The sequence below is a fragment of the Klenkia taihuensis genome, assembly GCF_900112525.1.
GTDB lineage: Bacteria > Actinomycetota > Actinomycetes > Mycobacteriales > Geodermatophilaceae > Klenkia > Klenkia taihuensis.
In genome coordinates this window covers 332,817-346,920 of sequence record NZ_FOMD01000002.1, presented here as the reverse complement: position 1 = coordinate 346,920, position 14,104 = coordinate 332,817, and the positions used below count along the sequence as shown (strand labels likewise).

The window sequence follows — 14,104 nt, the reverse complement described above, 5'->3', positions numbered from 1 at the left end:
CAGCGGGGGCCGGCACCGCGGTCGCGGTCCCGGCCCCCGGTGCGTGCAGGTCAGCTGGAGGCCGTGCCCAGCGTGACGTCGACCTGCTCGGTGCTGCTGCCCCGGCGCACGGTCAGCGTGACCTTCTCCCCGGGCGTCGCGCTGCGCACCGCGGCGGTCAGGTCGGTCGAGGTGGTGACCTCCCGGCTCCCCACCGCGGTGATCACGTCGCCGACCTGGATGCCGGCCTGCGCGGCCGGGCCGCCCTCGGCGACCTGGGCCACCTTCGCGCCCTCGCCGACCTCCGAGCCCTGCTGCGCGGCGGTCTGCGCGCTGACGCCGAGGAGGGCGTGCGTGGCGCTGCCGGTCTGGATGATCTGCTGCGCGACCCGCTGGGCGGTGTCCGACGGGATGGCGAAGCCCACCCCGATGTTGCCGCTCTGCTGCTCCTGCGAGCTCCGGTCGGCGACCGAGGCGATCGCCGAGTTGATCCCGATGACCTCCCCGGCGGCGTCCACCAGCGCGCCGCCGGAGTTGCCGGGGTTGATCGCGGCGTCGGTCTGGATGGCGTCGATGACCGTCGTGTTCTGGTCCGAGCCGGTGGAGACGGCCCGGTCCAGCGCGCTGACGATGCCGGTGGTGACGGTGTTGGACAGCCCCAGCGGGGCGCCGATCGCGACGGCCTGGTCGCCGACCTGGACCTTGGCGGAGTCGGCGAAGGTGGCCGGGGTCAGCCCGGAGGCGTCCTCCAGCTTGATCACCGCGAGGTCCGACGTCGGGTCCGTGCCCACCACGGTGGCGTCGTAGAGCGTGCCGTCCGACGTCGTCACCTGGACGGTCGCCGAGCTCGTGCTGCTGTCGAGGCTGACCACGTGGTTGTTGGTCAGCACGTAGCCGTCGGCCGACAGGACCACGCCCGACCCGGAGCCCGCGCTCTGCCCGCTGGTGACGTAGACGGTGACCACGCTGGGGGCGGCCTTGGCCGCCGCGGCGGTGGCCGACGTGGCGTCCTGCGGGTCGGTGATGACGACGTTCTGCGCCGCCGCCGTGGTGGTCGAGCCGCCGTGGTCGGCGACCAGGGTGGCCACCCCGGCGCCGGCGCCGCCGCCGATCAGTGCGCCGGCCGCGAGGCCGGCCACGGCGATCCGCCAGCCGCGGGAGCGCGCCGGCTTCGCCGGGCCGCCGACCGGGGTGAGGACCGGCGGGGCCTGCTGGGTGCCGGTCCAGTGCTGGCCGGCGGGCTGCTGGCCGGCGTAGGGCTGCTGCTGGCCCGCGTACGGGTGCTGCTGGCCCGCGTACGGGTGCTGCTGGCCGGTCCAGCCCTGGTGCGGGGGCACGTGCTGCCCGGCCGGGGGGTACGGCTGACCCGCCGGCGCACCCGGGTAGCGGTCCACGTCCTGCCCGGCCGGGTCGCCGGGGCGCTGCTGCTCGGTCACGGTGGTTCCTCCCCACGACGCGAGGGCTTCTCCGCTCGCTCGGGGACCACCATCGGCTCGGGAGCTATCCCGTCGCTGCACGTGGCCTGTGAGGTCTCTGGACGCACCGGCCCCGGGTAGCCTTCGTCGTCACCAGGCCTCGTTAGCTCAGTGGTAGAGCACCCGCCTTGTAAGCGGAAGGTCGTCCGTTCGATCCGGACACGGGGCTCCACCGGTCACCCTGCGGGTGGCCACCGGTCGTGCGAGGGTCCGGTCGCGGCCCGGCACCCAGCCCGGGCACCGGACCCGGGAGACCCAGTGACCGACCACGTGTACCGCCTGACCGAGGTCGTCGGCAGCAGCGAGACCAGCGTCGACGACGCCATCCGCACCGCGGTGGCCAAGGCCGCGCAGACCATCCGCAACATCGAGTGGTTCCAGACCCAGGAGATCCGCGGGCACGTCGAGGACGGCGCGGTCCAGCACTTCCAGGTGACGATGAAGATCGGCTTCCGCGTCGACTGACCCCTAGTCGAAGGAGCCGGCGCCGTCCTGCCGGTAGCGGGCGCCGCGCTCCAGGGCCTCCCGCTCGGCCCGCTGCTCGCGGACCCGGCGGGTGGTGCCCGGCGGCCAGCCCGCCTTCACGGCCCGGTGCTCGCTGGTCTCGGTCATGTAGGCCGCGGAGAACAGCAGGCCGAGCAGCACCCCGCCCGCGCACGCCGAGAGCCGGTAGACCAGGGGCACCGGCACGGCGAGCAGGCACACCAGCAGCACCGGGGTCAGCTGCACCAGCGCCCGCGTGAGGTGCCGGCGCGCCCAGCCGGGGCCGGTGGTGTCGGCCAGGACCCAGTCCCGGCAGGCCGGGGGCAGGCCGCCGCCCAGCGCGTACCAGACCCACTGCACCGGGGTGGGGGTGCGCCGAGGAGCCACGTCCTCCGACGATAGGCGGCTGTCCGCGCCCTGTCCGCTGGCTGGGAGGGCCCGTTCAGGCTTGACGGCGCCCGTCCGGGCCCGTAAGCACTGCACCGACGGCTCGACCGGGAGGGCACGTGTACGCGGAGGAACGCCAGGAGCACATCCTGCGGGCAGCCCGGGCGATCGGGCGGGTCGACGTCAGCGAGCTGGCCGTCGAGCTGGACGTCGCACCGGAGACCATCCGCAAGGACCTCACCGCCCTCGAGCGGGTCGGGGTGCTGCGCCGGGTGCACGGCGGGGCCATCCCGGTGGAGCGGCTGGGTTTCGAGCCGCCGGTCGCCGCCCGCGACGTCGTCCTCACCGCCGAGAAGGAGCGGATCGCCAAGGCCGCGGTCGCCGAGCTGCCCGACGAGGGCGCGGTGCTCATCGACGCCGGCACCACCACCGCGCGGCTGGGCGACCTGATGCCCACCGACCGCGAGCTCACCGTCGTCACCAACGCGCTGTCGCTGGCCGGCCGGCTGGCCGCCTTCCCGAACCTGACCGTGCTGCTGCTCGGCGGGCGGGTGCGCGGCCGCACGCTGGCCTCGGTCGACCCGTGGGCGCTGTCGGCGCTGTCGGGCATCTACGTCGACCTGGCGTTCCTGGCCACCAACGGCGTCTCGGTCGAGCGCGGCCTCACCACCCCCGACCCGGCCGAGGCGGCGGTGAAGACCGCGATGGTCGCCGCCGCCCGCCGGGTGGTGCTGCTGGCCGACCACACCAAGGTCGGCCGCGACCACTTCGCCCGCTTCGCCGAGCTCGACGCGGTCGACCTGCTGATCACCGACACCGGCCTGGACGAGCGCACCGCGGCCGAGCTGGCCGACGCCGGCCCGCGGGTGCAGCGGGTCTGACCTGCCGGCCCGCCGACCGGGGTGGGAAGCTGGACGCCGTCGTCCCCTAGCCGCAGGAGCCCCCATGCCGAGCATCGAAGGCACCCAGGTCCGCAAGCTGGTCATCGCGTGCGACGCGGGCATGGGCAGCAGCGTGCTCATGGCCAACCAGCTCAAGAAGCGGCTCAAGGACAACGGCGTGGTGATCGAGCACAGCCCGCTGGACGCCATCCCCGCCGACGCCGACCTGGTGCTCACCCACAGCAAGCTCGCCGACCGCGTCCGCCCGCACGCCGGGGGCCGGCCGGTCGTCGCCTTCACCGCCTTCGTCGGCGACCCCGCCGTCGACGGCGTGGTCACCGCCATCCACGAGGGCACCACGATCGATGGCTGAGCTGGGCGGGTTGCTCGACCCGTCCCGGATCCGGCTCGACGGCCGTGCCGCCGACCGCACCGCCGCGGTGCGCCAGGCCGGCGAGCTGCTGGTCGCCGCCGGCGCCGTCCGGCCGGCGTACGTGGCGACCATGCTGGAGCGCGAGGAGTCGGTCTCGACCTACCTGGGCGAGGGGGTGGCCATCCCGCACGGCACGAACGCCGGCCGCGACGAGGTGCTCGCCGACGCGCTGACCGTCGTCCGCTACCCCGACGGCGTCGACTGGGGCAACGGCACCGCGCACGTGGTCATCGGCATCGCCGCGCTCGGCGACGGGCACCTGCCGGTGCTCGCGGCGCTGGCCGACGTGCTCGTCTACCCCGACCGCGCGGCCCGGCTGCGCGGGGCGACGTCGGTCCAGGACGTGCTGGACCTGCTCACCGCGGTACCGGAGGACTGAGTGCACCCGCAGCCCCACCCCCAGAACCCCTACCCCCAGGGCCAGCACCAGCAGCAGCTCCCGCAGCAGCAGTTCCCGCAGCAGCGCTTCCCGCAGCCGGGGCCGCCCCCGGGCCCGCCGCCCGGGCTGGTGCCGCCGCTGGGCCCGCCGGCCCGGGTGCCCGCCGCGCAGCGCACCACGGCGCTGGTCGTGCTCGGGGTCGCCCTGGTCGGGCTGTCGTTCTTCGGCGGGTACGAGGTCGCCCTGCACGACGCCGGCCGGCTGCAGACGATCCTGTGGTCCCTGCCGGCCATCGCGGTGCTCGTCGCGATGGCCCTGGTGTGGCAGGACACGGTGTTCTCCCCGCGCACCGACGGCTGGGTGCTGGAGGGCACCGGGCTGCTCGGCCGGCAGGGCGTCGACCTGACCCGGCTGGTGGCGGTCACCTCCTCGGCCAACGCGCGCACCGTGCAGCTGCGCCTGGCCGACCCCGGCGGCGCGGTCACCGTGGATGCCAAGGCGCTGGCCAAGGCCGGCCCCGCGGTGCTCGACGTCGTCGGCCGGGCGGTGTGGGCCGGCCAGGAGCAGGGCCGGTACACCGTGTCCCGGGGTGCGGCCGGCGTGTGGGGGATGCCTCCCCGGCCCGACGCCCCGGCCAACGGCGGGGCCGGTGCCACCGGCAAGGCGCTGGTCGTGGTCGGCCTGCTGGTGGCGGGCCTGGTGGCCGGGGTGGTGCTCGGGCTGCGGTGACCTACAGGCGGCCGACCCAGGAGTTCTCGGTGGCGGCCTCCTCGTAGTCCAGCTCCTGCAGCACCGCCCGCATGACCTCCTCGTCGAGGTGGCCCTTGTCCCGCTCCTCCATGAGCACCCGCCGCTGCACCTGGATGATCTCCTGCCGCACGCGGTGGAAGGTGCGGGCCCGGCGGCGGCTGCGGTCGGCGTCCTCGCTCTCCTCGGCCCGCACCGCGGCCGACATCGAGCGGGCCCGGGCCAGCAGCGGGCCGCGGATCCGGTCGGCGACCGCGTGCGCCCGCTCGGCCCCGACCCGCTCGACCAGCTCCTGCTCGACCTCGGCGACCCGCTCCAGCGCGGCGGCCGTGGCCCGCTCGGCCAGGTGCACCTCGGCCTCGGCGTCCCGGCGGGCCTGGCCGGGGTCGGTCACGCCCAGGGTGCGGATCAGCCACGGCAGGGACAGCCCCTGCAGCAGGAGCGTGCCGATGGTGACCGCGTAGGCCAGCAGCTGCAGCAGGTCGCGGTCGGGGAAGTCCGCGGGCACCGCGGCCGCCGCGGCCAGGGTGACCACCCCGCGCATGCCGGTCCAGGAGATCACCGTCTGCTGCCGCCAGCTCGGCCGGTGCGAGCGGGACCTCCGCCGCCGGCGCCACGGGCGCGGGACCCCGCGCAGGCCCTCGACGGCGTAGACGAACAGCGGCCGGACGGCGATCGCGGTGCCCAGCACCAGCAGGGCGGCCCACGCCAGCGACCAGTTGGACCGCGCGGAGGCCTCGGCCGCCTCGGCGACGTAGCGCAGCTGCAGCCCGATGAGGGCGAACACGACCGCCTGCAGCAGCAGGTCCAGCGAGCTCCACAGCGGGCGCTCCTGCAGCCGGCTGGCGTAGCCGGCCTCGGGGGAGCGGTGGCCCAGGTAGAGCCCGGCGGCCACCACCGCCAGCACGCCGGAGCCGGACAGCTCCTCGGCCAGCAGGTAGGCGGCGAACGGGACGACGACGCCGATGACCGAGGTGACCACCGGGTCGTCCAGCCGGACCCGGACCAGGTGCACCACGTACCCGATGGCCAGCCCGAGGGCGGTGCCCACCGCCACCGCCAGGCCGAAGGTGCTCGCCGCGTCGGTGGCGTCCAGGCCGAGCAGGGTCCCGCCGGCGCCGAAGACCGCCGCCAGCGCGACCTTGTAGAAGGTCAGCGAGGCGGCGTCGTTGATCAGGCTCTCCCCGGACAGCACCGTCATCACCGGGCGGGGAAGCCCCAGCTGCCGCCCGATCGCCGCGGCCGAGACCGCGTCCGGCGGGGCGACCACCGCGCCGAGGACCAGCGCCGCCGGCAGGCTCAGCCCGGGGACGACGGCGTGCGCCACGAGCGCGACGACCACCGCGGTGACGACGACGAGGCCCACGCCGAGCTGCACGATCGGTCGCAGCAGCGCCCGGAGGTCGGCGTAGGAGACCTCCAGCGCGGCGGAGTACAGCAGCGGCGGCAGCACCACGGCCAGCAGCAGGTCGCCGTCGATCGCGAACTCGGGCACGCCGGGCACGAAGCTGACCGCGAACCCGACGAGCACCAGCAGCAGCGGCGCCTGCCAGCCCAGCCGCCGGGCCGCCGCGGCCACCGCCACCGCCCCGGCGGCCAGGGCGAGCAGCGGTGCGACGTCCACGGGCGGTCCCCTCGAGCGGTGGGTGTACCCGGCAACCATGCCCGAGCCGGGCACTGTCGTACCCCGCACCTACTGTGCCCCTCATGAGCGAGCGGCGGACCGGGGTCCTCACGGGCCTGGCCGCGTACGTGCTGTGGGGGCTGTTCCCGCTGTACTTCCCGCTGCTCGAGCCGGCCGGCGGGGTCGAGATCGTCGCCCACCGCATCGTCTGGTCGCTGCTGTTCATCGCGCTGCTGCTCAGCGTGCTGCGCGGGTGGCCGCAGGTGCGCCGGGCCCTGGCCGACCGGCGCACGCTGGTCGTGCTGGCCGGTGCCGCGGTGCTCATCACCGGCAACTGGCTGACCTTCGTCATTGCGGTCAACTCCGACCACGTCGTCGACACCTCGCTGGGCTACTTCATCAACCCGCTGGTCAGCGTGCTGCTGGGCGTGGCGGTCCTGGGGGAGCGGCTGCGCGCCCTGCAGTGGGCGGCGGTGGCCACCGCCGCCGTGGCGGTGCTGGTGCTCACCGTCGACTCCGGCCGGCCGCCCTGGATCGCCCTGCTGCTGGCCGGCACGTTCGGCGCCTACGGCCTGCTGAAGAAGCTGGTGCGGGTCGAGGCCGCCCCGGGCCTGTTCGTCGAGACGCTGCTGCTGGTGGTGCCCGCGCTGGTGGTGCTGGCCGTGCTGCAGCTGCGCGGGGCCGGCTCGCTGGGCGAGGCCGGGGCCGGGCACGTGGTGCTGCTGGCCACCTCGGGCATCGCCACCGCGGTCCCGCTGCTGCTGTTCGCCGCCTCCACCCGGCGCATCCCGCTGAGCACGGTCGGGCTGCTGCAGTACGTCACCCCGCTGATGCACCTGGCCATCGGCGTGTTCGTCAACGGCGAGCCGATGCCGCCGGCCCGGGTGGTCGGGTTCGCCGTCGTCTGGGTAGCCCTGGTGCTGTTCACCGTCGACAGCCTCCGGGCCGGCCGCGCCGCCCGCCGCGCGGTCGGCCAGCCCGCCCCGGCGGGGCTGTGACAGCCCAGCGCCCGCCGTCCCCGTCCCGCCCCTCCCGAGAGGTCCCCGTGAGCGCCGTCCCCGCCCCCCGCCCCGACCAGCAGCCTGCCGACGCACCCGAGGCCGGTGCAGGTTCCGCGCTGCCCCGCCGCGAGCGCGACGTGCTGGCCTTCGAGCGGCAGTGGTGGCGGCACGCCGGCGCCAAGGAGGCGGCCATCAAGGAGCGCTTCGGCCTGTCGGCCACCCGCTACTACCAGGTGCTCAACGGGGTCATCGACCGTCCCGAGGCGCTCGCGGTCGACCCGCTGCTGGTCCGGCGGCTGCGCCGGATGCGCGCGACGCGCCAGCGGCAGCGGGCGGCCCGGACCCTGGGCACCGGGGGATGAGGCCTACTAGTCTCGATCACCGTGGGGAGGCATGGAGTACCGGACGGTGAGCCGGACCCGACGCCCGACCTCCCACCCGCCGGCCGCCGCCGCGCACCCGACGCCGAGCAGGCCGACCCGCCCGCCTGGCCCGACGACGACGAGCTGACCACGCTGGGCCGGCGCACCCGCGCCGAGCGCCGCCGCGACGGTCTGCTGCCCCGCAGCGAGGACCCCACGGCCGGACGCGGTCCCGGCACCCCGACGGGCGGGCAGCCCGACCCCGGCGCCCGGCCCCCCGCGCAGGCCGGCCCCCGCACCTACGTGACCGGGATCCCGGCCGTCGGGCCCCGGGACACCGCGCCGCCCGTCGGCCGCGGGCCCACGGCCCCGCCGCCCCCGCTCCGCCCGGCCGGCCCGCCGACCGTGCAGCAGCCCGGTGCCGCCCCGGCCACCCCGCCGGCCGACCGGGGCGACGACCGTGCGCCGTCCCCCCAGGGCCTGCCGACCCCGCCCCCGCCGGCCCGCGAGCAGGCGCCCCCGGCCACCCGGGGCCTGCCCACCCCGCCGCCCCCGGTCGGCCCGGGGACCGACGGCGGGCCGCGCACCGGTGGCCCCAGCACCACCGTCGACCCCCTCCCGGGCAACCGGCCGCCGGCCGGGCGCGCGGGGGAACCACCCACCCCGGCGCCCGACCGCGCACCCGGGACCACCGGGCTGCCGTCCTGGGCGGCCACCCCCGGCCCGCCCACCCCGAACCCGGGGCCCACCTCCGGCCCGGGCCCCGCGGCGCCGCGGTCCGGCCGCGGCACGCCCCCGCCGCCGCTGCCGACCTACGACGGGCCCGAGCGGCGGGTCGCCGGGCGGAACGGTGCGGTCCCCGCCGAGGGCGACCGCCGCGCCGCCCCTCCGCTGCCGGTCTACGACGGGCCCGAGCGGCGCGTGGCCGACCGGCCGGAGGCCATCCCCGCCGAGGGCGACCGCCGCGGCGCCCGCACCCACTCCATCCCCGAGCGTCCCCCGCTGGCCGGCTCCGCCCGCCCCGCGGCCCCGGCAGCTGCCGCCGGCCCGGGCACCGGTCCGCAGGCTCGCCGCACCGAACCCGGGAGCGGCGAGACCGGGGTGATCGGCGGCCGGGCCGCCAGCCGCGCCGAGCGGCAGGCCGTCGACGCGGCGCTGCGGCGCGAGGAGCGCCGCCAGGGCATCAGCACCATCCCGCCGCTGCCCGAGGAGGGCCGCCGCGGGTCCCGCGGCCTGGTCGCCGCGCTCGTGGCCGTCGTCGTGGTCGCGCTGGTGCTGCTCGGGTTCTGGGCCTACCAGCGGCCCGGTGCCGACGAGTCGGCCGCCAGCACGCCGACGAGCGCCAGCAGTGCCCCGGCGACCAGCACCTCCGCGCAGCCCACCACGGCCGCGCCGACGACCGCCGCACCGGCCGGCCCGGTGTACGCCCCGGTCACCGTGCTCAACGCCACCGACGTCGACGGCCTGGCCGGCGACATCGGCGGCGTGCTGAGCGCCGGTGGCTGGGAGGTGCGCGGCGAGTCCACCTACCCGGAGCAGGACGTCGCGGTCACCACGGTCTTCTACACCGCCGGCGACGCCACCCAGCAGGCCGCGGCGGCCACCCTGCAGGAGCAGTTCCCCGACATCGTGGGCGGGCCCTCCGAGCGGTTCTTCGACGTCGACGGCGAGCCCGACCCCGGCCTCGTCGTCGTCGCCACCGGCAGCTGGCAGCCCTGACCCGGGGCGGCCCGGCCGGGCCGCAGGTCACCGGGAGGTCACGGCCGGAACACCGGCACGCCGCCGTCCGTTCTGCCGACGTGCGTCCCCCCGCCGGGCTCGTGCGCCACCGCCCGCGCTCCGTCGCACGCCGTGGTGCCGCCGCCCTCACCGCCACCCTGACCGCCGCCGTCCTGCTGGCCGTGCCGGTCCTGGGCAGCCCCACCTCCCGGGCGCAGGCCGCCGAGGACGTCGCCACCGAGGACGCCACCGTGCCCTCGGGCAGCGGCGCCGACGCCGTCGAGCTGGACACCACCACCTACGTCCCGGCGTCGGCCACCGCCGACGACCCCGCGCCGGCCGTCGTGCTGGCGCACGGGTTCGGCGGCAGCAAGCAGTCGGTCGCCGACGACGCCCAGGACCTCGCCGGCCGCGGCTACGTGGTGCTCACCTACTCCGCGCGCGGCTTCGGGGCCAGCACCGGCCAGATCGGCCTGGACGACCCGCGCTACGAGGTCGCCGACCTGTCCACCCTGCTCGACGTGCTGGCCGAGCGGGACGACGTGCAGCTCGACGCCCCCGGCGACCCCCGGGTCGGGGTGGCCGGCGCCAGCTACGGCGGCGCGCTGTCGCTGCTGGGCGCGGCCTACGACGACCGGGTCGACGCCATCGCCCCGCAGATCACCTGGAACTCCCTGACCACCGCGCTGTTCCCCTCCCAGGCCGGCGCGGTCGACGAGGCCACCCCCGCCGCCACCCCCGACACCGGCGACAGCGGGGTGTTCAAGCGGCTGTGGTCGGGCCTGTTCTTCGGGGCGGGCTCGGTGCCCACCGGCGACGGCCTGCTCGCCTCGCTGACCGGCGGGTCGGCGGCGGCCGGCGACGGCCTGCCGCAGGTCGACCCCGGGTCGCTGGACTCCGCCGAGGTGGAGCAGGCGCTGACCTGCGGCCGGTTCCGCGCCGACGTGTGCGCGGCCTACCAGCAGGCGGCCAGCACCGGGACGCTGACGCCGGAGATCGCCGAGGTGCTCGAGCGCTCCTCCCCGGCCGGGGTGCTCGACCGCATCACCGCGCCCACCCTGCTGCTGCAGGGCACCCAGGACTCGCTGTTCGGCCTGGGCCAGGCCGACGCCAACGCCCGCGGCATCGCCGCGAACGGCACCCCGGTGAAGGTGGTCTGGTATGACGGCGGGCACGACGCCAGCGCCTCCGAGCGGGACACCGAGGACCTGCGCGGGCTGGTCGCCGGCTGGTTCGACTTCCACCTCCGCGGCCAGGGCACCGACCCCGGCACCGGGTTCACCTTCCCGGTGCCCACCGGCGTCGGCGCCGCGGTCGGCAGCGTGCAGGGCGGCAACCAGAGCGAGACCGCGTCGGCCTACCCCGGCCTGACCGGCGACGCGGTGCAGCGCACCGACGTCCCGCTGTCGGGCACCACCTTCCCGGTGGTCACCCCGCCCGGCGGCAACCCGGCCGCCATCACCACCGTCCCCGGCCTGGGCGCGGTCACCGCGGCCCTCGGCGGCACGACGGTGGAGATCCCCGGCCAGTTCGCCGCCTTCGACTCCGCGCCGCTGGACGCCGCGGTCGACGTCGTCGGCGCCTCGACCGTCACGCTCACCGTGTCCTCGCCCACGGGCACGGCGACCCTGTTCGCCAAGCTCTACGACGTCTCCGCCGACGGCGCGCAGACCCTGCCCTCGGGCCTGGTCGCCCCGCTGTCGCTGACCGGGCTGTCCACCGACCCGACCGCGCCGACCGAGGTCGAGGTGACCCTGCCGGGGATCGTGCACCGGTTCGAGGCCGGCCACACGATGCGGGTGCTGGTGTCCTCCACCGACCAGGCCTTCGCCGCCCCCGCCGAGGCCGGGGTGTACGCGGTCGGGCTGGCCGACGGTGCGGCGCTGGCCGCGCCGTCGGTGAGCGGCACGGTGCAGGGGGAGTCCGGGGCGACCCGCTGGTGGGTGCTGCTGGCGGTGCTGGTCGCCCTCGGCGTGGCCGGTGTCGTCGTCGCGAAGCTCTGGGGCGCCCGCCGGAGGAAGCAGCTGTCGGTCTCCGAGCCCGACGGCGAGGACGTGCCGCTGCGGTTCAGCGGCGTCACCAAGAGCTACAAGGACGGGTTCACCGCCGTCCGCGACCTGTCCTTCGAGGTCCGCCGCGGCCAGGTGCTCGGCCTGCTCGGCCCCAACGGGGCGGGCAAGACGACGTCGCTGCGGATGCTCATGGGCCTGATCCGGCCGACCGAGGGCACCATCTCCGTCTTCGGCCACCCGGCCACCCCCGGTGCCCCGGTGCTGTCGCGGCTGGGCTCCTTCGTCGAGGGCACCGGCCTGCAGCCGCACCTGTCCGGCCGGGACAACCTGGAGCTGTACTGGGCCGCCACCGGCCGCCCGCTCGCCGACGCGCACCTGGACGAGGCGATCCAGATCGCCGGCCTGGGGACGGCGCTGGACAAGCGGGTGCGGTCCTACTCGCAGGGCATGCGGCAGCGGGTGGCGATCGCGCAGGCGATGCTGGGCCTGCCCGACCTGCTGGTCCTCGACGAGCCGACCAACGGGCTGGACCCGCCGCAGATCCACGCGATGCGGCAGGTGCTGCAGGACTACGCGGCCACCGGCCGCACGGTCATCGTCTCCAGCCACCTGCTGGCCGAGATCGAGCAGACCTGCTCGCACGTCGTCGTGATGGCCAAGGGCCAGAAGGTCGCCGAGGGCACGGTCGAGGAGATCATCGGCACCGGGGGAGCGGTGCTGCTGGTCGTGCAGGGCGACCCGGCCCGCGCCGAGCAGGTGCTCACCGGCCTGGGCGCCTCCGTCGAGCGCTCCGACGAGGGCCTGGTCGTCGAGCTCGGCGACCTGACCCGGGCGCAGGCGGTGTCCGCGCTGGTCGAGGCCGGCGTCGGCGTCGACCAGGTCACCCCGCGTCGCCGCCTGGAGGACGCGTTCCTGTCGCTGGTGGGGGAGTCATGAGCAGTTCCGTGCAGGCGACCGGTGCGGTGGCCGGGTACCGGCCCGAGCGCACCCTGCGGCTGTCGGTCGAGCTGCGCCGGCAGTTCAAGCGGCGGCGCACCATCGGCGTCTTCGCGCTGATGGTCGCCCTGCCGCTGGTGCTCATCGCGGCGCTGCAGCTGGGCGCCTCGGAGGACGCGCAGAGCAACAGCAGGCTCAACCTGGTCGACGTGGCCACCGCGTCGGGGCTGAACTTCACCCTGTTCGTGCTGTTCGCGACCACGTCGTTCTTCCTGGTCGTGGTCTACGCGCTGTTCTTCGGCGACACGGTGGCCAGCGAGGCGCAGTGGGGGTCCCTGCGGTACGCGCTGGCCACCCCGGTGCCCCGGATGCGGCTGCTGCGCCAGAAGTGGCTGGCCGCGCTGGTGCTCTCGGTGTCGGCGCTGCTGACCGTCACGGTGGTCGCCGTCGTGGCCGGGGGCATCGCCTTCGGGTTCGCCGACATCACCACCCCGATCGGCATCAGCATCGGGCAGGGCGAGGGGCTGCTGCGGCTGGCCGGGATGGTCGGCTACCTCGCCGTCCACCTGCTCGTCGTCGGCACGCTGGCGTTCTGGCTGTCCACCGTCACCGACGCGCCGCTGGCCGCGGTCGGCGGGGCGGTGTTCACGATGTTCGTGTTCGCGATCCTCGACCAGGTCGAGCAGCTCGGCAGCATCCGGGACTGGTTCCCCACGGCGGAGGAGTTCGCCTGGACCGACCTGCTGCAGACCCCGGTCGACAGCGGCGACCTGTACCGCGGGGTCATCCAGTCCCTGGTCTACGCGGCGGTGTTCACCGCGCTGGCGTTCCGGCACTTCGCGCGGCGCGACGTCACGTCCTGAGGGCGGCGTGCACGGCCTCGGCCCAGCCGAGGCCCATCGCCCCGGCGGTCGCGGTGGCGTTGGGCAGGGCGTCGACGGCCGCGGCCATCCCGGGGACGGCGGCGCCGTTGGCGGTGAGGAACAGCCGGCCGACGGCCGAGGCCATCTCCAGGTCGCTGACCGAGTCCCCGACCGCCACCGCGTCGGCGGGGTCGAGGCCGCGGCGCTCGAGGTCCCAGGTGATCGCCAGGCCCTTGCCGATCCCGCGCGGCATCAGGTGGTAGACGTGCGGGTCGCCCTCGACGGCGAGGGTGACGCGTGAGGTGCGCGGCACCCGGCCGTTGTCCTTGAGCGTCAGCCAGCCCCAGCCGCGCTCGGCCAGCCAGGCGTCGACCTCGGCGGTGTCGAGCCGGCCGCGCAGCATGGCGTCGCCGGTGTGCGAGGCCGACCAGGGGGCGTGCCACTCCACCCGGCCGGGCCAGGCGGCGACGAGGGCGTCGACCACGCCGAGCTCGGCCATGACCTCCACCGGGGCGCGGCCGGCGAACTCGCCGGGCAGCTCGCCGGTGAGCAGGTGGACCTCCCGGCCGCCGGACCAGCTGACCGTCGACCCCAGCTCGGCGACCCAGCCGTCGGCGGCGAAGACCCGGCCGGCCTCCTGCAGCTGGGCGTGCGTGCGGCCGGAGACCAGCACCAGCGGCACGCCGGCGCGGTGCAGCTCCAGCAGCGCCGTCCAGGGCTCGGCGGTCAGCTGGCCGTCGGCGGTGTGCACGAAGGAACCACGCGGCCCCACCATCGTGCCGTCGAGGTCGGTGTAGACGATGGACGCGGGCACGGCCGCCAT

At 76.3% G+C, this 14,104-nt stretch carries 14 protein-coding genes and 1 tRNA gene; 11 read left to right on the top strand and 4 right to left on the bottom strand.

All coding sequences use genetic code 11. The features are described 5' to 3' along the window. Window positions 1-50: 50 nt before the first annotated feature. A complete protein-coding gene (locus BM158_RS09575; protein WP_229827724.1) occupies window positions 51-1,415 on the bottom strand; it encodes a trypsin-like peptidase domain-containing protein in 1,365 nt (454 codons plus the stop codon). 136 nt (window positions 1,416-1,551) lie between these two features. Here BM158_RS09575 and BM158_RS09570 point away from each other — a divergent pair. Continuing rightward, window positions 1,552-1,626, top strand: a tRNA-Thr gene (locus BM158_RS09570). Window positions 1,627-1,712: 86 nt separating this feature from the next. After that, the gene (locus BM158_RS09565; RefSeq protein WP_091557202.1) at window positions 1,713-1,919 is read left to right on the top strand and encodes a dodecin; all 207 of its coding nucleotides are present in this window, start codon (window positions 1,713-1,715) and stop codon (window positions 1,917-1,919) included. A gap of 3 nt (window positions 1,920-1,922) precedes the next feature. Here the strand turns inward: BM158_RS09565 and BM158_RS09560 are convergent, their stop codons facing one another. Continuing rightward, entirely contained in the window at window positions 1,923-2,324 is a 402-nt protein-coding gene (locus BM158_RS09560; protein WP_091557199.1) for a DUF5313 family protein, read from the bottom strand. A gap of 119 nt (window positions 2,325-2,443) precedes the next feature. Here BM158_RS09560 and BM158_RS09555 point away from each other — a divergent pair, with 119 nt between their 5' ends. The 4 genes from BM158_RS09555 to BM158_RS09540 all read left to right on the top strand — a co-directional run bounded on the left by BM158_RS09555 (window position 2,444) and on the right by BM158_RS09540 (window position 4,746). Beyond that, window positions 2,444-3,205: a DeoR/GlpR family DNA-binding transcription regulator gene (locus BM158_RS09555; protein WP_091557196.1), complete on the top strand. Its 762-nt coding sequence runs from the start codon at window positions 2,444-2,446 to the stop codon at window positions 3,203-3,205. A 64-nt stretch (window positions 3,206-3,269) separates the two neighbouring features. After that, window positions 3,270-3,578 carry a PTS lactose transporter subunit IIB gene (locus BM158_RS09550; RefSeq protein WP_091557192.1) on the top strand — a complete coding sequence of 103 codons (309 nt, stop codon included), beginning with the start codon at window positions 3,270-3,272 and terminating at the stop codon, window positions 3,576-3,578. Next, window positions 3,571-4,017 carry a PTS mannitol transporter subunit IIA gene (locus BM158_RS09545; RefSeq protein WP_091557189.1) on the top strand — a complete coding sequence of 149 codons (447 nt, stop codon included), beginning with the start codon at window positions 3,571-3,573 and terminating at the stop codon, window positions 4,015-4,017. The genes BM158_RS09550 and BM158_RS09545 overlap by 8 nt, the downstream gene beginning before the upstream one ends. After that, complete coding sequence (locus BM158_RS09540) at window positions 4,018-4,746, top strand: hypothetical protein (RefSeq protein ID WP_091557185.1); 729 nt, start codon at window positions 4,018-4,020, stop codon at window positions 4,744-4,746. Window position 4,747: 1 nt separating this feature from the next. On the opposite strand, the gene BM158_RS09535 is transcribed toward BM158_RS09540, so the two are convergent. Beyond that, entirely contained in the window at window positions 4,748-6,388 is a 1,641-nt protein-coding gene (locus tag BM158_RS09535; protein WP_091557182.1) for a Na+/H+ antiporter, read from the bottom strand. Window positions 6,389-6,471: 83 nt separating this feature from the next. Here BM158_RS09535 and rarD point away from each other — a divergent pair, with 83 nt between their 5' ends. From rarD to BM158_RS09510, 5 genes are all read left to right on the top strand, one after another. Then, window positions 6,472-7,386, top strand: a complete 915-nt coding sequence (gene rarD / locus BM158_RS09530) for an EamA family transporter RarD (protein ID WP_091557179.1) — start codon at window positions 6,472-6,474, stop codon at window positions 7,384-7,386. Window positions 7,387-7,433: 47 nt separating this feature from the next. Beyond that, complete coding sequence (locus BM158_RS09525) at window positions 7,434-7,751, top strand: DUF3263 domain-containing protein (RefSeq protein WP_091557176.1); 318 nt, start codon at window positions 7,434-7,436, stop codon at window positions 7,749-7,751. Window positions 7,752-7,772: 21 nt separating this feature from the next. Beyond that, window positions 7,773-9,470 (top strand): LytR C-terminal domain-containing protein, encoded by a 1,698-nt coding sequence (locus BM158_RS09520; protein ID WP_091557173.1) that lies wholly within the window; start codon window positions 7,773-7,775, stop codon window positions 9,468-9,470. Window positions 9,471-9,550: 80 nt separating this feature from the next. Then, window positions 9,551-12,418: an alpha/beta fold hydrolase gene (locus BM158_RS09515; protein ID WP_091557169.1), complete on the top strand. Its 2,868-nt coding sequence runs from the start codon at window positions 9,551-9,553 to the stop codon at window positions 12,416-12,418. Beyond that, window positions 12,415-13,281 carry an ABC transporter permease gene (locus tag BM158_RS09510; protein WP_091557166.1) on the top strand — a complete coding sequence of 289 codons (867 nt, stop codon included), beginning with the start codon at window positions 12,415-12,417 and terminating at the stop codon, window positions 13,279-13,281. Before BM158_RS09515 ends, BM158_RS09510 begins: the two co-directional genes overlap by 4 nt. Here BM158_RS09510 and BM158_RS09505 read toward each other — a convergent pair. Beyond that, the gene (locus BM158_RS09505) at window positions 13,271-14,095 is read right to left on the bottom strand and encodes an HAD family hydrolase (RefSeq protein WP_091558642.1); all 825 of its coding nucleotides are present in this window, start codon (window positions 14,093-14,095) and stop codon (window positions 13,271-13,273) included. The genes BM158_RS09510 and BM158_RS09505 overlap by 11 nt on opposite strands. Window positions 14,096-14,104 lie beyond the last annotated feature (9 nt).

What these genes read in the sequence shown, in the direction of transcription:
- BM158_RS09550 (WP_091557192.1), top strand. Translation starts at nt 3,270, where the DNA reads ATGCCGAGCATCGAAGGCACCCAGGTCCGCAAGCTGGTCATCGCGTGC.
- BM158_RS09545 (WP_091557189.1), top strand. Translation starts at nt 3,571, where the DNA reads ATGGCTGAGCTGGGCGGGTTGCTCGACCCGTCCCGGATCCGGCTCGAC.
- rarD (WP_091557179.1), top strand. Translation starts at nt 6,472, where the DNA reads ATGAGCGAGCGGCGGACCGGGGTCCTCACGGGCCTGGCCGCGTACGTG.
- BM158_RS09510 (WP_091557166.1), top strand. Translation starts at nt 12,415, where the DNA reads ATGAGCAGTTCCGTGCAGGCGACCGGTGCGGTGGCCGGGTACCGGCCC.